Annotated in this window: 21 protein-coding genes; 19 read left to right on the top strand and 2 right to left on the bottom strand. The window is 64.1% G+C overall.

All coding sequences use genetic code 11. The features are described from left to right. The first annotated feature begins 2 nt into the window (after positions 1 to 2). The 13 genes from HDC31_RS12945 to HDC31_RS12885 all read left to right on the top strand — a co-directional run bounded on the left by HDC31_RS12945 (position 3) and on the right by HDC31_RS12885 (position 7,485). The gene (locus HDC31_RS12945) at positions 3 to 1,457 is read left to right on the top strand and encodes a phage portal protein (protein WP_179516178.1); all 1,455 of its coding nucleotides are present in this window, start codon (positions 3 to 5) and stop codon (positions 1,455 to 1,457) included. Then, positions 1,411 to 2,082, top strand: a complete 672-nt coding sequence (locus HDC31_RS12940; protein WP_113680894.1) for a hypothetical protein — start codon at positions 1,411 to 1,413, stop codon at positions 2,080 to 2,082. Before HDC31_RS12945 ends, HDC31_RS12940 begins: the two co-directional genes overlap by 47 nt. Positions 2,083 to 2,156: 74 nt before the next feature. Beyond that, positions 2,157 to 2,669 carry a hypothetical protein gene (locus HDC31_RS12935; protein ID WP_179516177.1) on the top strand — a complete coding sequence of 171 codons (513 nt, stop codon included), beginning with the start codon at positions 2,157 to 2,159 and terminating at the stop codon, positions 2,667 to 2,669. A gap of 12 nt (positions 2,670 to 2,681) precedes the next feature. Continuing rightward, complete coding sequence (locus HDC31_RS12930) at positions 2,682 to 3,584, top strand: phage major capsid protein (protein WP_113680893.1); 903 nt, start codon at positions 2,682 to 2,684, stop codon at positions 3,582 to 3,584. After that, positions 3,584 to 3,874, top strand: a complete 291-nt coding sequence (locus tag HDC31_RS12925; RefSeq protein ID WP_113680892.1) for a hypothetical protein — start codon at positions 3,584 to 3,586, stop codon at positions 3,872 to 3,874. Before HDC31_RS12930 ends, HDC31_RS12925 begins: the two co-directional genes overlap by 1 nt. An 18-nt stretch (positions 3,875 to 3,892) precedes the next feature. Next, on the top strand, positions 3,893 to 4,378 hold the full coding sequence (locus HDC31_RS12920) for a hypothetical protein (RefSeq protein ID WP_147251255.1): 486 nt from the start codon (positions 3,893 to 3,895) through the stop codon (positions 4,376 to 4,378). Continuing rightward, positions 4,372 to 4,776, top strand: a complete 405-nt coding sequence (locus tag HDC31_RS12915; RefSeq protein WP_113680890.1) for a DUF6093 family protein — start codon at positions 4,372 to 4,374, stop codon at positions 4,774 to 4,776. Before HDC31_RS12920 ends, HDC31_RS12915 begins: the two co-directional genes overlap by 7 nt. Next, positions 4,776 to 5,180 carry a hypothetical protein gene (locus HDC31_RS12910; RefSeq protein ID WP_113680889.1) on the top strand — a complete coding sequence of 135 codons (405 nt, stop codon included), beginning with the start codon at positions 4,776 to 4,778 and terminating at the stop codon, positions 5,178 to 5,180. The genes HDC31_RS12915 and HDC31_RS12910 overlap by 1 nt, the downstream gene beginning before the upstream one ends. Beyond that, the gene (locus HDC31_RS12905) at positions 5,180 to 5,596 is read left to right on the top strand and encodes a hypothetical protein (protein WP_113680888.1); all 417 of its coding nucleotides are present in this window, start codon (positions 5,180 to 5,182) and stop codon (positions 5,594 to 5,596) included. The genes HDC31_RS12910 and HDC31_RS12905 overlap by 1 nt, the downstream gene beginning before the upstream one ends. 268 nt (positions 5,597 to 5,864) lie before the next feature. Further along, on the top strand, positions 5,865 to 6,371 hold the full coding sequence (locus HDC31_RS12900) for a hypothetical protein (protein ID WP_113680887.1): 507 nt from the start codon (positions 5,865 to 5,867) through the stop codon (positions 6,369 to 6,371). Between the two features lie 87 nt (positions 6,372 to 6,458). Further along, positions 6,459 to 6,692, top strand: a complete 234-nt coding sequence (locus tag HDC31_RS12895) for a hypothetical protein (RefSeq protein WP_147251254.1) — start codon at positions 6,459 to 6,461, stop codon at positions 6,690 to 6,692. Continuing rightward, positions 6,689 to 7,126, top strand: a complete 438-nt coding sequence (locus tag HDC31_RS12890) for a hypothetical protein (RefSeq protein ID WP_113680885.1) — start codon at positions 6,689 to 6,691, stop codon at positions 7,124 to 7,126. Before HDC31_RS12895 ends, HDC31_RS12890 begins: the two co-directional genes overlap by 4 nt. Continuing rightward, positions 7,048 to 7,485 (top strand): hypothetical protein, encoded by a 438-nt coding sequence (locus HDC31_RS12885; RefSeq protein WP_179516175.1) that lies wholly within the window; start codon positions 7,048 to 7,050, stop codon positions 7,483 to 7,485. Before HDC31_RS12890 ends, HDC31_RS12885 begins: the two co-directional genes overlap by 79 nt. On the opposite strand, the gene HDC31_RS12880 is transcribed toward HDC31_RS12885, so the two are convergent. Then, positions 7,482 to 7,688 (bottom strand): hypothetical protein, encoded by a 207-nt coding sequence (locus tag HDC31_RS12880; protein ID WP_113680883.1) that lies wholly within the window; start codon positions 7,686 to 7,688, stop codon positions 7,482 to 7,484. The two genes, HDC31_RS12885 and HDC31_RS12880, sit on opposite strands and share 4 nt — an antisense overlap. 43 nt (positions 7,689 to 7,731) lie before the next feature. Here HDC31_RS12880 and HDC31_RS12875 point away from each other — a divergent pair, with 43 nt between their 5' ends. The 5 genes from HDC31_RS12875 (at position 7,732) to HDC31_RS12855 (ending at position 14,684) form a co-directional block, all read left to right on the top strand. Beyond that, positions 7,732 to 10,608: a phage tail tape measure protein gene (locus HDC31_RS12875; protein ID WP_113680882.1), complete on the top strand. Its 2,877-nt coding sequence runs from the start codon at positions 7,732 to 7,734 to the stop codon at positions 10,606 to 10,608. 26 nt (positions 10,609 to 10,634) lie between these two features. Beyond that, complete coding sequence (locus HDC31_RS12870; RefSeq protein ID WP_113680881.1) at positions 10,635 to 12,047, top strand: hypothetical protein; 1,413 nt, start codon at positions 10,635 to 10,637, stop codon at positions 12,045 to 12,047. Positions 12,048 to 12,061: 14 nt separating this feature from the next. Next, positions 12,062 to 13,147, top strand: a complete 1,086-nt coding sequence (locus tag HDC31_RS12865; protein WP_113680880.1) for a hypothetical protein — start codon at positions 12,062 to 12,064, stop codon at positions 13,145 to 13,147. Then, on the top strand, positions 13,140 to 14,012 hold the full coding sequence (locus tag HDC31_RS12860) for a hypothetical protein (protein WP_179516174.1): 873 nt from the start codon (positions 13,140 to 13,142) through the stop codon (positions 14,010 to 14,012). Before HDC31_RS12865 ends, HDC31_RS12860 begins: the two co-directional genes overlap by 8 nt. A 63-nt stretch (positions 14,013 to 14,075) precedes the next feature. After that, positions 14,076 to 14,684, top strand: coding sequence for a hypothetical protein (locus HDC31_RS12855; RefSeq protein ID WP_113680878.1), 609 nt, complete (start codon positions 14,076 to 14,078; stop codon positions 14,682 to 14,684). A gap of 3 nt (positions 14,685 to 14,687) precedes the next feature. Here the strand turns inward: HDC31_RS12855 and HDC31_RS12850 are convergent, their stop codons facing one another. Next, positions 14,688 to 15,794 carry an IS481 family transposase gene (locus tag HDC31_RS12850; RefSeq protein ID WP_218867777.1) on the bottom strand — a complete coding sequence of 369 codons (1,107 nt, stop codon included), beginning with the start codon at positions 15,792 to 15,794 and terminating at the stop codon, positions 14,688 to 14,690. 518 nt (positions 15,795 to 16,312) lie between these two features. Here HDC31_RS12850 and HDC31_RS12845 point away from each other — a divergent pair. Beyond that, positions 16,313 to 16,837, top strand: a complete 525-nt coding sequence (locus tag HDC31_RS12845; RefSeq protein ID WP_179516173.1) for a hypothetical protein — start codon at positions 16,313 to 16,315, stop codon at positions 16,835 to 16,837. The last annotated feature ends 26 nt before the right edge of the window (positions 16,838 to 16,863 follow it).

Here is a 16,863-nt window from a genome sequence, read left to right as displayed (position 1 = left end):
GCATGGTTGATGAGACTCTGCGAGTCCCGGGACTCTCTGACGACGAGACGGTGGACCTGAACTTCCTCGCGAAGCAGCTGGAGGACAAGTCACCTCACAACAAGAAGCGTTCTGACCTGTACGACGGGAAGTCCGCTATCCGTCAGGTGGGGACGATCATTCCACCGCAGTACCACCGGCTGGGGCTGGCCCTGGGGTGGACAGCGAAGGGCGTCGATGGTCTCGCTCGCCGGTGCAACCTCGACGAGATGGTGTGGGCTGACGGCGACCTGGACGCGCTCGGAATGCAGGAACTCGAGGACTCGAACTTCCTCCGTTCCGAGCTGTCCCAGGGGCGCACGGACTCTCTCATCCACGGAATCTCCTACCTGATCACGACGCAGGGTGGCGAGGATGAGCCGAAGGCGCTGGTTCACGCGAAGGACGCGCTCAACGCGACCGGCGAGTGGAACAACCGGAAGCGTCGTCTCGACAACCTGCTCTCGGTGACCTCGCGTGAGCGGAACAAGATCACCGGGCTCGTGCTGTACCTCGACGGCGAGACGATCAACGCCGACATCGTGGACGGCAAGTGGGAGATCGACCGCTCCGAACACCCATGGCATGTCCCGGTCGATCCGCTCGTTTACAAGCCGCGGTCATCGAAGCGCATGGGACGTTCCAGGATCACGCCGGCTGCGATCTCTCACCAGTACGCCGCGATTCGCGAGCTCGTCCGCCTCGAAGCGCACATGGACATCTACGCGATCCCGCAGCTCATCTTGCTCGGTGCCAACGAGTCGATGTTCAAGAATGCTGACGGATCGTACAAGGCCGCGTGGCAGGTCGCACTGGGCCGAGCCCTTATGCTGCCCGATGCGGTTGATGAGCGCGGTGACGTGATTGAGGGCGGCCGCGCCGCCGTCGAGCACATCGCCGCGCAGTCCCCGGCGCCGCATCTCGCGGACCTGAATGCGCTGGCGAAGCTCGAGGCGCGCGAGTACGACCTTCCTGACGCTGCGTTCGCGCTCACCGACATGGCGAACCCGACTTCCGAGGGCTCCTACATCGCTGGGCGTGAAGATCTCATCGCTGAGGCGGAGGGTGCGACGGATGACTGGTCTGTTCCGATCCGTCGCCGAGTGATGACCGCGCTCGCTATCCAGAACGGCCTGTCGGAGATTCCGAAGGAGTGGGCGTCGATCGACACCAAGTGGCGGTCGCCGATGTACCTGTCCAAGGCGTCGCAGGCCGACGCCGGCGCGAAGCAGATCGCCGCGGCTCCTGAGTGGGTTCGTGACACTGAGGTGGGTCTCGAGGTTCTCGGGTTCAGCACTCAGCAGATCGCCCGACTGCAGGCGGATCGGGACAAGATGCGTGGTCGCCAGTCGGCCGAGTCCCTGATAGCGGCACGTCAAGCGGAGGTCGCGAATGGTGACGCCACTCGAGTCCAAGCAGCTCCTAACCCTGCTGGGTGATGACGCGGAAGATCAGGTGCGGTGGATGCTGCGCCGGTCCTCCGGGTCATGGGAGTCGCGTCGGCTGCAGCTTCTCGACACGATACCTGGGGTTCTCGCGTACTACTCGGAGGGGTCCGCTGCACTGGCCGCGGATCTCTACGATGATTCCCGTTTCGGGGTCGCCGAGGGTGCGTACAGCGCGACTCCGGTGGTCCTCGACCGGACGGTGAAGATCCGCAGAGGTGTCGCGTGGGCATCGGATCCGTTGTCGATCGACGACGACGAGCTCGCGGCCGCGCGGTTCGCACAGTTGATGCGAACGGAGATGGCGCGCCCGTACCGGGACACGATCATCGCGAATCGGAAGCAGGATCCGGCGTGCGTCGGGTGGAAGCGGATCACGCGTGACTCGAAGTCGTGCAGCTTCTGCCGGATGCTCGCTGACCGTGGCGCCGTGTACCGCAAGGAGACGGCCACGTTCGCGGCTCACGACGACTGCATGTGCACCGCTGCTCCCGTCTTCCAGGGTGGCGAGATCGGCCCCGAGGCTGACACCGCTCAGTACCTGGCGTCGAAGCGCCGGCGCACCGCCAAGGAGAAGGCGTTCCTGCGCGACTACCTCAAGGGGAACTACCCCGATTGACTTCCCGCCTCGGTGGGCTGTACCCGACAGTTTCGGGGTTCTGACGTGCGACGGCACAGAAACGGATGGAACCAATGACCGAAGGAACTCCCAACCCCGAGCCGAATCCTGGCGCGGGGGGCGAGCCGAAGCCCGCCGAGGGAAAGACGTTCACGCCCGAACAGCAGGCCGAGGTAAACCGCATCGTGCAGGAACGCGTCCAACGTGTCGAAGCGAAGTACGCGGACTACCCCGACCTGAAAGCGAAGGCAGACGGGGCGAAGACGCTCGAGGATCGGCTGGGCACGCTGGAAAGCGAACTCAGCACCACACGATCCGAGGCTGCACGCACCCGAGTCGCGGCGAAGTTCGGCATCAGCACCGAGAAGGGCGCCAAGGGCGAGCCTTCCGACGCCGAACTGCTCCTCACTGGTTCCGACGAAGAGGCGATGACCAAGCAGGCCGAACGGGTCGCGGGGCGCATCGCGGATCAGAAGAAGAACGGCAACGTCGCCCGAAAAGAGGGCGGCACCACAACCACGCCGGACAAGGACAAGGACATGCGGGAGTTCACCCGCAGCCTGTTCGCGTCGGCACAGACCGAATAGGGAGGTAGCCACATGGCTGCACTTGCAACGGGGTTCCTTGAGCTCCCCGATCACATCATCGACCCGTGGCTCGGCAAGGTCGCCGCGGGCTCGACCATCGCGACCCTGTCGCCTTCCGAGCCGCAGAAGTTCGGCACCGGCAAGGCGATGATCTTCGACTCGGGTGAAGCCGAGCTGGTGTCCGAGGGCGGGCAGAAGTCCTCCAACGACATCACGAAGAAGATCCAGACCGTCGAGCCTCACAAGTTCCAGAAGACCGTTCGCATGAACGAGGAAGTCATCTGGGCGGACGAGGATCACCAGCTGCAGGCTGTCGAGAGCATCCTCGCTCAGATCCAGCCGGCGCTCTCGCGTGCCCTGGACTTCGGTGGCATCCACGGTGTCAACCCGAAGACCGGTGCCGTCGCGGCCTCGATCACGCAGAAGCTCTCCGCCGCAACCAACCAGGTTGAGCGCGTCGCTTCGGATAAGCCCTACGCGAACCTCGACGCCGCTGACGCGCTCGTTCTCGCTGATGGCTACACTCCGAGCGACATCGCCCTCGACCCGGCGTTTGCTGCGAAGTTCTCTGCCCTGCGTGGCGTGAACAGCGAGCAGAAGCTCTACCCGAACTTCCGCCTGTCGCTGGATCCCTCCGAGCTGGAAGGCCACCGCGCGTCGGTGTCCCGCACGGTCGGCGGCGCCGGCGTCCTCGCAGTCGCGTCGAACATCCTCGGCATCGTCGGAGACTTCTCCGCCTTCCGCTGGGGCGTGCAGCGTGCGCTCGGCCTCGAGCTCATTCGCTACGGCGACCCGGATGGCCAGGGCGACCTCAAGCGCAACAACCAGGTCGCGTTCCGCGCAGAGGTTGTCTACGGCTGGGGGATCGCGGACCTCGACGCGTTCGCGCTGATCGTGGACAAGGTCGCGGGCTGATGCGTCTCCTGAACATCGTCACTGGGGTGGTGGTCAACGTTCGCGATGACCACCCGATCGTGTCCGACTCTCAGTGGGCCGATGTGGACGCGAAGCAGGCCGTGGAGCGATCGGACGCTCCCGACAAGTCATGGAAGGTCGCGGATCTCAAGGCTCATGCCGAGGAGAACGGGATTGACCTCGGCGATGCCACCAAGAAGGACGACATTCTCGCGGTCATCGTTGCCGCTGGTGCGTCCGGCTCGGAGGACGAAGAGGAATCCGGCGAAGAGGAGTCCGAAGAGGACTAACTAGGGAAGGGGGCGGTCATGACTGTGACTCCCGCAATGATCGCGGTCAAGCTCGGCAGGGCCGCCCCCGAACCTGGCTCCATCACGGAGCAGCAGTGGGACATGGACATCGACGATGCGTTGATGCTCATCCAGAACCGAGCCGAGGAGCTCGACGTCGACATGTCGACGATCTCCGAGGTGAAGCTCGACTACGTGGTGCGTGAAGCTGTCGCCGCGTACATCAAGCGTCCAGACGACGCGACACAAGTCTCTGTGACCGTTGACGACGGCACGACAGCGCGTACCTACCAGTCGGGCAAAGGCCGTATCGACATCATCGACGAGTGGTGGACCCTTCTCGGCCTCACTGACCCGGATGACAGTGGCGCGTTCTCGATCGACATGATCCCCCCGGTTGGGTCACAGCATCTTCCCTGGTGTTCCCTCGCATTCGGGGCGACGTTCTGCTCCTGTGGGGTAGACATCGCGGGGAAGCCGATCTTCGAGCTGGGGGAATGGTGACCCTCGGTACAGACATCGCTGCAGCCCTGCCGCAGCTGCGCGCTGAAGCCGAATCGCGGATGTTCGAGACGGTGCTCGTGGGGAAGTTCCGTGACGGAATCGACCCAGACACCAAGGATGCCACGCGCGTCCTCGACGCCGAGCGGTACACCGGCAAGGGCCGGATTCGATGGGGGTCGCGCGAAGTGTCCAACTCCCAGGCGACAGGCTCCCCAGTCGCGATGCAGGAACCGTACCTGTCTGTCCCGTTCGGCACGGCACGCTTCTTCACCGACGACGAGGTGGAGTGCAGCGGATCCGATGACCCGATGCTTGTCGGTCGGCGGTTCAAGATCGCAGGCGCGGCCGGTGGGGGACAGGTGACCGCCTACCGCTACCCGTTGGAGGAGCTGAGCTGATGGCTGACGACTTCTCCGAACTCGCTGAACTCGCCGCAGATCTCTCCGCGGTCCCCCCGGAAGCGAACCGGAACATCAAGAAGGCGCTCGAGGTCACTGCCAGGAGCGTGAAGGAAGACTGGCGGCAGGGGGCCGAGGTTGGCCGCGGCGATGGCTACTCCGAGCGGTACGCGTCATCGATCTTCTACGACATCAAGTACCCGCTCAACGGAATCGAAGCGGAGATCGGTCCTGAGCTCGGTCGCGCGGGCGCTTCCGCAGGCTTCCTGGAGGATGCTCCGGGTGGTGTGCAGGCGGCCCCACAGCACGCCGGACGTGACGCCCTGGAAGCGAACGAAGCCGACTTCGCGCGTGGCCTTGAGATCGCCATCACGCAGGCCGTGATCGACAAGGTGGAGGGCTGATGTTCTCTCACTTCGCCGCGTTCCGTGCGCTCCTGCTCGCCGTGGCCGTCCTGGTGGGGAAGGTGTACGACAACGTTCGTCGCGTCGATGGCAAGCCCGTCCGCGCGAACTACATTGTCCTGTTCCCTGACGCACCCGCAGAACTCAACGACAACAGGTTCACGTCCCGCCAGAGGGCCGATTCCCGGTCCAAGTGGCGGTACGACGTGCGGATCGTCGCGACGACCGCAGACGGGCTCCTGGAGCTTGCCGACGCGGTGATGACAGTGATCGGGAAGATCCCGGCTGTGTCGGGGCGTCGGTGTGACCCGGTGTCGCTTGTTCCCGGGGTTGAGGAAGGGAAGGGCCGGTTCGATCCGGTCACTGACCTCCACTACCTCGACCTGTCATTCGAATTCGTTTCAAGGAGGGCGTGATGTTCATTCGCGTGCGCAGCGCGGTTCCTGGTGGGCCGCTACATGAGGTGGACGTTCCCCAGTCATGGGTTGAACGTCACCCAGACCGATACAAGGTCATCGATTCGGAGCCGGTTGCTACACAGCGACCGGCTTCTCACTTTCCCGGCACGGTGCCGGTGAAGAGTTCCGCACGTCCCAAGCGTGCGAAGTCTGCGAAGAAGCAGGCGACCAGTCCTGGTGAGGATTCGAACGCCCCCTCCGAGGGGCTTACCCCTGAGGAGAACTAATGGCAACCGAGGAAGTGCAGGAGTCTTTCGGCTACGACGGGATGGGCGTGGTGCTGCACTGCACCACGATCGCAGACCCGTCGAAGCCGACCGTCGCGGAGCTCGCGGCCGGCACCCCGATCACGTACGGGCTTTACGGCCCGACCGGATACGCGCTCGAGACGACCATCAACGAGCGCACCTCGACGCGTTACACGCTCGAGCAGGAGCTCTCATCTGAGGGCACGAAGAAGTACAAGCTGACGCTGCTCTACGTCTACAACCGCGAGACGCCGACCGAGGTCGAGACGATCCTCGGCACGAAGGGTGTCGCCGGGTACATCGTCCACGCGCTCGGCTACGAGTCCGGTCACACGTTCGCGGCGGGCGACAAGATCAACGACGTGGTGCCGATCCGCACCGCAACGTCGGTCGATGTGCCGGCGACGGCGAACACGGACGCGCACAAGCAGACCATGCCGTCGATCACGGGTCGCGTCGAGCAGGAAGTCGCTGTCGTCGCGTAGCCCCAAGCTCCGGGGGTGGGGTTTCCCTCACCAGGCTCCACCCCCGGGTCATCTCTCTTCTGGTGAGGATGGTGAGGAATAGGTCTCATGGATGTCGCAACTGAGCGCCCAGTGAAGGCGCAGCTGACCACGGCTCGGCTGTTGCTGGCGCAGTTCATCGCACAGCTCGACGAGTACGCGGCGATGAACCGCGAAGCCCGCCGCACACCTCGCGGACGCGATCTTTCCGCCCGTCTCGGCGGACTCAAAGACGGCCGCGAGAAGTGGGCTGCGAAGGTCGACGAGCTCGAAGCTCGGCTTGCAACGGAGGTCTCTGAATGATCGATATCGACGCGGGGATCGCGAAAGCACGCGCGCGAGCCGAGAAGCGCGAGACGGTCGTGCAGCCGGTGATCTTCAACGACGCGCAGATCGGCGTGAAGATGACCGCGATGTCTGATGACGACTGGCGCGCCTACACACTGTTGCATCCTCCGCGCGAGGCAGTCCGCCTGGACCTGAACGCGGCCACCAACCTTGACTCCGCTGTCCGCGAGTACCAGGGCGTCGTCCTGGTCGACGGTGACGAGTCAGACGATCTCCTCGCGACGAACGCGGATGGTGAGACGGTCTACCGATGGCCTGAGGTGTATGACACTCTCTCCCGCCAGGACCGCGAGAACCTCGCCTTCGCTCTGTGGATGATCCACGATTCCTGGTACCAGGAGGCGTTGAAGACGGCGGGAAAAGCACGGACGGGCTCGCCGCAGAGCTAGCCCAACTCGCGCTGGAGCTCGGCGTCACAGTGCGGGAACTGCAGGGCCACGCCACCGAGACGCGCACCTACAGCCCGGATGGGACACTGCTGTCCGTGTCCTTCGCCGAGGCGCGTTTCACGCCGTACGAGGTGGGGGCGCTTCTCGGCGCCCGTCGAGCAGCAAATGAGCCACGCAGCAGCACCGGCTGGAAGATGTCCGACGCCACGGACAAGAAGAACATGGGTCGCTTCAAGCTGAGCGATCCTGTCACCGATTTCGCTTTGAAAGCGCGCGTTGAAGGGATGGAAGCCGCCGAGAAGAAGTACGGCGAGAAGATGCTTCGCTACCTCAGCTTCCGCGTCGAACTCGACGACTAATTCTTGCCGACGAGCTCCTTGTAGGACCGTCCGACTGAGGCTGACAGCGCCCAGAGGATTCCTGCCGCGATCAGAAACACGAATCCGCCCATCGGGGCGAAGAAGAAGAAGACGACTGCGACAGGGATGCACAGAAGTGCGAGCGCGCCAAAGAGGACGTACACCGCGAAGGTGAACCGCGCGCCACCGAGTTTTGTGCTCATTCCCTGATGGTAGCGGTTCGTCGCGAGCCATGGGGGTGTTCGTATGGCCGATCGCGTCGTCAAGGTTCGGTTGCTTGCTGAGGTTGCGGATTTCAAGCGCGGCATGGAGGAAGCCGCAAGCGAGACTCGCAAGGTCGGGACTGCCTCCGAGCAGCTTGCGCAGAAGCGCGAGGCGTTCAACCAGCTAGGAACGGTCGCCCTGGGTGTCGGTACAGCGATGACCGCGATGACGGCGCTCTCGATCAAGGCCGCGATCGGCTGGGAATCTGCCTGGGCTGGCGTCACCAAGACTGTGGAGGGTACGCCCGCGCAGCTGGCTGCAGTAGAGGATGGGCTTCGCGGCCTGACCTCTGTGCTCCCCGCTTCGCACGACGAGATCGCCGCGGTTGCCGAAGCTGCTGGACAGCTCGGCATCAAGACTGAGAACGTCGTCGCCTTCACACGGACGATGATCGACCTCGGCGAGACGACCAACCTGTCAGCGAATGACGCGGCCACTTCGCTCGCCCGGTTCATGAACATCATGGGCACGGCTCAGGGTGACGTCGACAAGCTCGGTTCGGCCATTGTCGGTCTGGGCAACAACTACGCCACGACCGAGGCCGAGATCATGGAAATGGCCATGCGTCTCGCTGGTGCCGGCAAGCAGGTTGGGCTCACTGAGGGTCAGGTTCTCGGACTTTCCACTGCGCTCTCTTCTGTAGGTATCGAGGCTGAGGCTGGCGGATCCGCCATGTCCAAGGTGATGATCGACATCGCCGCCTCCGTGGAGGAGGGAGGCTCACGCCTCGAGCTGTTCGCCAAGACAGCGGGGACGTCAGCGGATGAGTTCGCCGCGAAGTGGAAGTCTGACCCGGCTGCGGCCCTGTCGCTGTTCGTGAAGGGGCTGTCGGACGCAGAGTCACAGGGTTCATCGACTCTCGGTGTCCTGTCGGAGCTCGGTATCACCGAAGTCAGGATGCGCGACGCGCTCCTGCGATCTGCCTCGGCAGCGGACATGTTCGCCGGCGCGATGGGCATGGGCAACAGCGAGTTCGAGAAGAACAACGCGCTGCTCACTGAGGCGGAGAAGCGGTACAACACCGTCGAATCGCAGATGCAGATCGCGGGGAACGCAGTCAACGACGCGGCGATCTCATTCGGCTCGGTGTTCCTGCCTGCGGTCGCGGAAGCAGCGGGCGGGCTGAAGGAGTTCGCGAGCTTCCTCGCAGACATTCCCGAGCCCGTTCAGGGCATCATCGGTGTGCTTACCGGGGTCGTCGGCGTCACGGCTCTCATCGGGGGCGCGGCCCTGGTTGCGATCCCGAAGGTTGTGGCGTTCAAGGTCGCGATGCAGTCCCTCCCGAGTGTTACCAGCGCGGTGCGTTCTGGTTTGGGCGGCCTCTCCTCGTTCCTGGGTGGCCCGTGGGGCGTTGCGCTCTTCGCGGCTACGGCGGCTGTCGCACTGTTCAACAAGCAGATCGAGGATGGCGTGCCTGCTCAGGCGGACATCCTCAACGCGATCAAGACGTCTGCCAGCGCGGCAGAGAGCCTGAACGCAGCCTTTGAGCGAGGATCGCTCGAGACTTTCATGTCCGGGGACTACGCCGAAGAACTGAAGGATCTTCCTGGGCTGCTCGACCACGCGATCGATGCTCAGAAGAACTGGGCGGATGCACTTTCCACCACCGTTTCTCAGCGTGGTGCCTACGACTCGCTCAAGCGCTACGGCGGAGCTCTCTCGGAGATGGCCTCGAGCGATCTCCCCAAGGCGCAGCTCGCTTTCCGCGCGCTGCGGGATGAGAACAAGCTCACCGCCGAGCAGACACGACAGCTGCTCAATGAGATGCCCGCGTATCGTGACGAGATTTTGAAGCTGGCGGCAGGGCAAGGCATCGCTGCGGACAGCACGGAGTTCCTGCAGCTCGCGATGGGCGAGCTTCCGGGGTCTACTGCTGAGGCTGAGGCCGCGCTTGCAGAGATGAAGACAGAGGCGACAGAGGCGGACGAGGCGCTTCGCGGCACCGCTACCGCGTTGACTGATGTTGGCGATGCGGCGATGTCGATGGGGGACGCGAGCGATCGCGCTCTGTCGTCGCTGAACTCGCTTGCCAAGGCTGCCGAAGAGGAGGGGGCGGTCCTCGACGGGACCAACGACGCCTCGATCCGTCTGCGTGATGCCATGCGTGAGGTGGAGCAGTCGCACCTCGATTCCGCTACGGCGATCATCAACAACGGTGGGACTCTCGCAGCGGCAACGGAGGAGTGGGAGAAGGGCCGGCAGAAGGTCATCGAGATGCGTGTCGCGAAGGGTGAGGACATCGCCACGGCGACAGCGTGGGCTGACAAGAACCTCGGATCTGCCTCACAGGTCACGTCGGCGCTTGGGAACGTCTATCAGGCGTGGCTGAACTTGCCCGAGAACCGCGAGACGAAGTACCGAGTCGAAGCCGAACAGGCCGCTGCGAAGCTGGCTGAGGTAAAGGCGCGCCTCGACGCGATTCCCGGGTACAAGCGGATCACCCTCGAGTCTTTCTCGGTCGGCAAGTTCGACGTGACTCCGAACGCCACTGGCGGCTACTACCAGGGCGGCGTGAAGAAGTTCGCGGCGGGTGATTTCCTGCCTGGGATCTATCCGGCCACGCCTGGTGGGATCGAGCACCGTGTCATGGCTGAAGCTGGCTACGACGAGATGTACGGGACGACTGACCCGAAGTACAGGGACCGCACTCACGGAATCTGGCAGACCTTCGGAGATCGAATGGGCTTCACCCAGTCGCAGCGCCCGTCGTCTTCTGCCCCCATTCAGGTATCTCTTGCTGGGGCTGAGTTCACGTTGTTGGTCGACGGGAATCCGGTGCGGGCGATCGTCCAAGAACAGATCGTTGCGAAGGCCAAGACGGATGCTGTTGCGTACAGCGGAGGGCAGGTGTCGGCATGACGGTTGTTCTCACTCCTTTGTCGGATATGACCCCGGTGCCTCGCGTCGAGATGGTGATCGAGTCGGCTGATGTGCTCGCGGGTACCAACCGGGTGACCCTATGGCGTATCGCCGATGGGCGTGAGATCAAGGTGCGCGGCGGGGTCGACCGTGCGTTCGCGGGCGGGCCTCCTCTGGAGGTTCGACGGAACGTTGACGTCGACCCCGCCGGCACCTCGACGTCATCCCATTCGGCGTCACAATCGGGGGCAGGTTCACCGACGTTCACGGCCACCTCAACGCTGGGGATGAACGTTGGCGGGATGGGGATCGACACGTTCGTGCGTGTCGAAGCGACAGCCGCATCGACCTACCTGGATGTGCGCGGCACGGCGACAAACAACGTCCTGAAGACCCCGTTGGGCCCGGACATCGCGGCTTCGGCTTGGGTTCGCCCGTCGTCGATCTCGGATCCCATCGGACGGGTCTACATCCAGCAGTACAACTCATCCAACGTTCTTCTGGGCACCTCGGATGTTGCGACTGGTTCCATCGGTAGCGGGTGGAACCGTGTGGGCTTCTCTGTCCCGCGGCTTGCCGGCGCAGTGCGCGCAGTGCCGATCTTCCGCATCACGGGCACAGTCCCCGTGGGTGCACGACTGGACGTCACAGGGTTCCTCACCGAGTCGGCCAACAGTGTCGGTCGGTGGTTCTCCGGTTCGTCCACGCCCTACCTGGGGTACGCGCCGTCATGGTTGGGCGCGGTGAACGCGAGCGCCTCGATCGAGTCGGCGGGTACGGGCTCACTGTCCCTGATCGACTATGAGCCGCCCCTTCGGGGATCGTTCTCCTACGAGGCGGAATGCTGGGCGGGTAGCACCCCGCTGGGACGAGTCGCGATCGGGTCGTCGACAATCGGATGGACTGGGGGGACTGTCATCCAGCAACCGCTGGATCCGTCCCTGGCGGTCAAGGTTCAACTGAACTGGGGCACGGCGCCAGAGCTCACGCGAGCAACACCGGGTGGCCTGGTCTTCTCCTCGGGAGAGGCAACACCCGACTACGTGGGCTTCGGTCCCCGTCGCTCGCTGCAGGGAGTCCCCGTGGTGTTCGAGGTCGCGGATGCTGACCTCGAGACGCTGCACGCAACGTTGGGCACCTACGAGACCCCGCAGTTGCCCATCTGGCTGATCCGATCTACATCGGGGCGCTGGCCTTCCGTGTTCTTCTGCCACGTCCCGTTCCTTTCAGAAGTCGACAGGTCAGGCTACGGCGGCGATGTTCTGGGATTCACGACCACGGTCGATGAAGTGAACCCGCCTGCGCCGGCGCTCGTGATCGCAACACTGTCCTACGCCGACCTCGACGCGGGGTATGCGTCGTACACGGCTCGAGATGCCGCCTATGCGTCGTATGACGCACAGGATCGCGACTACTCCCTGGCGGGGCTTGCTGGGTGAAACGGGGGTGCGGGATGCGTGATGTTTCAGCCCGCACCCTCGATCTCATTCGCAGCGGTGGTTTCTCGCGCGTCTGGGTCGCTGACCTGATGTATGACGGTCAGCGTCGGCTGGCGAACCTGGATATCTCCGACGTGGACCTGTCTTGGGACGGGAACCAGTTCGTCGCAGGGTCTGGCTCCTGCACCGTGGTGTGGGCGGATGACCATGCGACGTCGATGATTCCGAAACAGGTGGGGGACTGGTTCTCGCCCTTCGGGTCCGAACTCCAGATCGACTGTCTGGTGGGAGCGGGGGAGTTCACGGAACGCATCGCGATGGGTCGGTTCGTCATCGACTCCGTGCCGACGTCGGTCGAGTCGCAGATGCCGTGGACGGGCCGAGTCATCCACCCCGGCGAGTCGTTCGAGCTGAACCTCAAGGATGGACTGCAGCGCGTCATCCGCGACCGATTCGCGGTGCCCACCCAGTCGGCGTCCACGTCGGTATGGGGCGAGATTCAAGCGATCACGGGTCTGCCGCTCGTGCGCAACGTCGCGGATGCCACGATCGCGACCCCGGTCGCACACGATGAGCAGAAGGATGCCGCAGTATCGAAGTTGTTCGACAGGCTCGGCGCATGGCCGGCGCTGAACGCCTCCGGTGTACTGACAGCCCGCCCGAAGGCATGGCCCGAACCTGTCGATGACCTGACCGGTTACGTGTCCGCACCGCGCACGCTGACGGCTGAGAAGACGTACAACCGGGTTGTCGTGAAGGGCAAGAGCCCGACCGGCGAGCCGGTCTATGGTGTCGCCAGCGTGACGGATGGCTTCCTGCGGGTCGGGAACGCTGACGGTTCCGCATCACCCTTCGGCGTCGCCACCTACACGTACTCGTCGGATCTCCTCACCACCACGAAGCAGTGCTACGACTACGCGGCCGAACTGCTTCCGCGCGTATCGCGTGTGCGTGGGGTCACCAGGGAAGTCACGGAGCGCTTCAACCCGCTGCGCGAGGTCGGTGACGTGTTGCGCTTCGAAGGGTCGCGAGTTCGGGTGCTGAAGGTGTCTCACAGTGATGAGGCCACGCGGCTCACTGTGGAGGTGGCGGATGAATGACACCGACCGCCTCCTCGACCTGATCGCGAAGAAGTCGAAGGTCATCACCCGCGTGGGAACCTTCGCGGGCATCTCCGCCGGTCAAGCGCTCATCGACATCGACCAGTCCCGATTCCCCGCCGCGTTCCTCACCGCCTACGTGCCGTCCGTGAACGAACCCGTCCACGTGTGGTCGGTCGATGGTTCCTGGTTTCTGCTCGGTCCCACGACGGGCCGGCCGGGAGTGGGGGTTGTGACGACGGTCGGTTCCGGGGTCGTGAATGTGACGACCGACTTCGGCGAGTTCTCGATGCCTTCGGTCGGCACGGCTCCCACCTCGGGGCAGACGGTCGGGATCTCGTGGCCCGGGCCGGTGTGCCTTGGTGCGCTGTCGGTTCAACCGGCGTCCCCGACGCCTCCTCCCACCCCTGGCGGGGGCGGGGTGACGGTGAAGGAAGCCACCTTCCGAGCCATCGACGCAGGCTCCACCGACAGGGGAGCGACGCGATGGTGGACGGCGCAGCCGTGGGCGTCGAACTCGACCTATGGGGCATGGTTCTACGGCACGCAGATCAAGGACACGATCCCTGCCGGTTCTCAGCTCGTGTCGATGGAGATGTTCATCAACCGGGTGCAGGACCAGGGCTCCTCGCCGAATTTCGCGCTCCACACCTCACCGGGGAAGGCGGGCGTTCCCGCGATGGGGAGCCTGTTCCCCTGGGATCCGCCGAACGGGTGGAACCCGGTACCGAACAATGCATGGTTCGCCGCGCTCATCGCGGGGGGCTCCTTCTACGGTGTGGGGCTCAACCAGGGCGGGTATTCGAAGTTCGCTTCCCTCGCTCAAGACGGCCTCTCTGGCGCGCTGCGCATCAAGTGGCGTTGAGCCTCCCTCTTCCTACGACTCTCGCGTGAGCTCAGCCGCGCGCCAACAGAAACGAGGTAGCTCATGGGCTACACCCTTGATGCTTACGGCAAGCCGGTTGTCTCCCCGACACCCACCCAGACCGTGGTCGACCTGCAAGCGATCGCCGACTTCGCGGCGTCGTTCGCCAACGTGCGAGTGGGCTCGAGCACGGAACGTCAAACTCTGCCCGCCGCGAAGCACCGCAACGGCATGCTGTGGGTGGAGACGGACACCGGGCGCATCTATCGGTCGAAGGACGCAGCCTGGGTGCTCGCAGCGCCCGGAACCGACTGGGTGACCCTGACTCCTGCATCCGGGTGGGCGGTTAGCAGCGGCGCGATCCGCTACCGGCTCACACCGGGCGGTGCGGAGATCTCCGCGTTCGAGGTCACCCGCACAGGATCCAACCTCGCTGTGAACGCCGGCGCCGCAGTCGTCGTCGGAGTCCTCCCCGCAGGTGTGCGCCCACCCGGCAACGCCCCCCTGGGCTCCGGGACGATCGGTGTCGGCGGGAACCTCGGCGCGTCCCGCTGGTACGTCGGCTCAGACGGAAGCATCTTCTTCCAGTCGATGGTCGTCAACGGCACCATGACGACCGCTGGCGGTGTCGCCAACCACGCCTTCTTCGGCACCGGCCGATTCGAGTTCTAGGTGTCATGTCTCAGGACGTTGTTCACTCGACATGAACTCGAGGACGTCATCGAAGAGACGGCTTTCGTCATGACCCACGGGTATGACGGTCTCCGGCCAGACCATTACCTGAGGACTCAGTCGGAAGTCGCTGGGGGCCACTGACGCGGGCGGCTTCATACCGTGCGCGGTGTGTGGCCGCTCGTGGTTGTAGTAGTTCAGGAAGCGGTGCAGCTCTTCGATGCGGGCGTCTTCGGACTCGTAGCCCTGCACCTGGAGCCACTCGGCTTTCAGAGTGGCGTTGAACCGCTCGACCTTGCCGTTGACGCGGGGCGTGTAGGGCGGAGTGAACCGGTGGTGAGTGCCGGTCGCTTCGAGTGCCTCATTGAAGGGCCGCGAGCGGTACGCACCGCCGTTGTCCGTGAGGCAGTTCTCGACGGTCGTGATCGCGTGGTGGGCGAAGAACTCGAGCGCGCGGAGCCAGTGGCCGGCCGCGGTCGTCCCCTTCTCGTTGAGGTGCACTTCGGAGTACGCGAGCCGTGAGTATGCTTCGACGGCGGTGTGGATGTAGATGTAGCCGACCTTGCCGACGCCCGCGCGCTTCGACTTGCGGTGCAGGTCGGTGCCCTGGCCGTGGATGAACCACCCGCCGCCGTCGGGGATGCGGCCCACCTTCTTCACGTCGATGTGCACCATGTAGCCGAGGTACTTCGGGTCCATGGTCTTGTACGTGGGGCGCTTCTTGATCTCACCCGTGGCAGGGTCCAGGTCACGCACGCGGCTCAGCCCGCGCTTGGTGAGCACGCGGTGCACGGTCGAGGGGGAGATTTCTACCCCGTACTCGGAGAGCATGAACGCGGCGATCCGCGCGGCTCCCCACTTCTTCGATAGGCGAATCGCTACGAGAATCTCGACGACGTCTTCCGTCGTCTCTGTGGGGCTGCTGAGGGGCCGTGAGGACGCTTCCTGTAGCCCGTCGAACCCGTACGCGAGGTAGCGGCCCCACCACTTCGTGGCGGTCTGCCGAGAGATTCCCATCTCCGTGGCGACGTGTGCGATCGGGCGGCCCGTCTGCAGGCGCTCGATGAGTCGTCTCTTCCCCTCGGGGGTAAGCGGCGAGTTCGCGTGCAAGAGAGTTCCATGAGTAAGGGCGCCCTGAAGCACCAGCCGTGTGGCTCCTCTTGCTCTCTCGTCTCGCTACGAAGAACTATCGCACAAGCGTTCCGAATCTGACTCGATCGTCCAGAGGTCTTTACATCTGTCTTTACTCGATGGTACGCTAATGTAAAGACGAAAGTAAAGACACTAAGGAGCAAAATGCCTGTTCAGGTCGAACATCAGTCGAGCGGCGATCGACGGCGTGTCGCAGAGAAGCGAGTTGAGGGCGGCGTGCTCGCGTCCCCGACATGGCCGGACGGGTGCAGGCTCACGCTCAACGAGTTGGCGACTCCTGGTGCTGGACATGTCGACTGCTCGACCACCTGCAGTCACCCGATGGGTTTCACGGTCGTCAAGGACGGGCACGCGACGTGCTTCGACTGCAAGGCCGCCAGCCCGGGCCGCTGCGTGTGTGGGGCTCTGTACCGCACGATGGTCTGCCAGGGCCGCGCACACTTGAAAGGCGCTCGGCTCGAAGCGGAGGTAGCACGATGACCGGTGGACCGCTGAACATCGAGCGAGAGAACGCCGCTGCCGCACACGTCAAAGCGGACCGAGATGAGGTCTACTCGAACAACGAAGACCGCGTTCACAACGCTTTCGTGTCGGGGGCCGAGTGGGAGCGCGATGGACATGAGGTGGGAGGAATCGCCGGTCTTCCACCTACGGCGACTCCCACCTCAGCAGACGCGCAGGTGTCGTACGACGAAGCGACAGCGGCCCTCGAGAAGTTCCGCGAGGTGGAGACGATCGCAAGCGACATCGACGCGATGTGGGCAGTCCTGGTGGAACGCTCGGCATGGAGCCTCGTGCCAGCAGTAGCCGCAACCGACGAACGGCCGTACTGCACACGAAAGGGCCACAGGAACTGCGAGACCGAACCTGCCACCCGTCAGGCCGATGCGTGGGATCAGGGATACTGGCTTGGCATCAACGGGCACACCGGACCAGGGAACCCCTACCGGGAATCGAACCATGTCCCGCTGAGGGGCAGTGAAAAGCAGGGGAACGCATGACCGCCGTAAAGACATCTGTAAAGATG

Source organism: Microbacterium sp. JAI119, assembly GCF_013410135.1.
GTDB lineage: Bacteria > Actinomycetota > Actinomycetes > Actinomycetales > Microbacteriaceae > Microbacterium > Microbacterium oxydans.
The sequence above is the reverse complement of the archived record's forward strand: the minus strand, read 5'-3'. Positions and strand labels throughout refer to the sequence as shown.

Coding starts and splice junctions, on each gene's coding strand:
- HDC31_RS12890 (WP_113680885.1), top strand. CDS start 6,689: ATGATCGATATCGACGCGGGGATCGCGAAAGCACGCGCGCGAGCCGAG.
- HDC31_RS12875 (WP_113680882.1), top strand. CDS start 7,732: ATGGCCGATCGCGTCGTCAAGGTTCGGTTGCTTGCTGAGGTTGCGGAT.
- HDC31_RS12930 (WP_113680893.1), top strand. CDS start 2,682: ATGGCTGCACTTGCAACGGGGTTCCTTGAGCTCCCCGATCACATCATC.
- HDC31_RS12910 (WP_113680889.1), top strand. CDS start 4,776: ATGGCTGACGACTTCTCCGAACTCGCTGAACTCGCCGCAGATCTCTCC.
- HDC31_RS12855 (WP_113680878.1), top strand. CDS start 14,076: ATGGGCTACACCCTTGATGCTTACGGCAAGCCGGTTGTCTCCCCGACA.
- HDC31_RS12915 (WP_113680890.1), top strand. CDS start 4,372: ATGGTGACCCTCGGTACAGACATCGCTGCAGCCCTGCCGCAGCTGCGC.
- HDC31_RS12935 (WP_179516177.1), top strand. CDS start 2,157: ATGACCGAAGGAACTCCCAACCCCGAGCCGAATCCTGGCGCGGGGGGC.
- HDC31_RS12860 (WP_179516174.1), top strand. CDS start 13,140: ATGAATGACACCGACCGCCTCCTCGACCTGATCGCGAAGAAGTCGAAG.
- HDC31_RS12865 (WP_113680880.1), top strand. CDS start 12,062: ATGCGTGATGTTTCAGCCCGCACCCTCGATCTCATTCGCAGCGGTGGT.
- HDC31_RS12905 (WP_113680888.1), top strand. CDS start 5,180: ATGTTCTCTCACTTCGCCGCGTTCCGTGCGCTCCTGCTCGCCGTGGCC.
- HDC31_RS12900 (WP_113680887.1), top strand. CDS start 5,865: ATGGCAACCGAGGAAGTGCAGGAGTCTTTCGGCTACGACGGGATGGGC.
- HDC31_RS12845 (WP_179516173.1), top strand. CDS start 16,313: ATGACCGGTGGACCGCTGAACATCGAGCGAGAGAACGCCGCTGCCGCA.
- HDC31_RS12880 (WP_113680883.1), bottom strand. CDS start 7,688: ATGAGCACAAAACTCGGTGGCGCGCGGTTCACCTTCGCGGTGTACGTC.
- HDC31_RS12920 (WP_147251255.1), top strand. CDS start 3,893: ATGACTGTGACTCCCGCAATGATCGCGGTCAAGCTCGGCAGGGCCGCC.
- HDC31_RS12940 (WP_113680894.1), top strand. CDS start 1,411: ATGGTGACGCCACTCGAGTCCAAGCAGCTCCTAACCCTGCTGGGTGAT.
- HDC31_RS12925 (WP_113680892.1), top strand. CDS start 3,584: ATGCGTCTCCTGAACATCGTCACTGGGGTGGTGGTCAACGTTCGCGAT.
- HDC31_RS12895 (WP_147251254.1), top strand. CDS start 6,459: ATGGATGTCGCAACTGAGCGCCCAGTGAAGGCGCAGCTGACCACGGCT.
- HDC31_RS12945 (WP_179516178.1), top strand. CDS start 3: ATGGTTGATGAGACTCTGCGAGTCCCGGGACTCTCTGACGACGAGACG.
- HDC31_RS12870 (WP_113680881.1), top strand. CDS start 10,635: ATGACCCCGGTGCCTCGCGTCGAGATGGTGATCGAGTCGGCTGATGTG.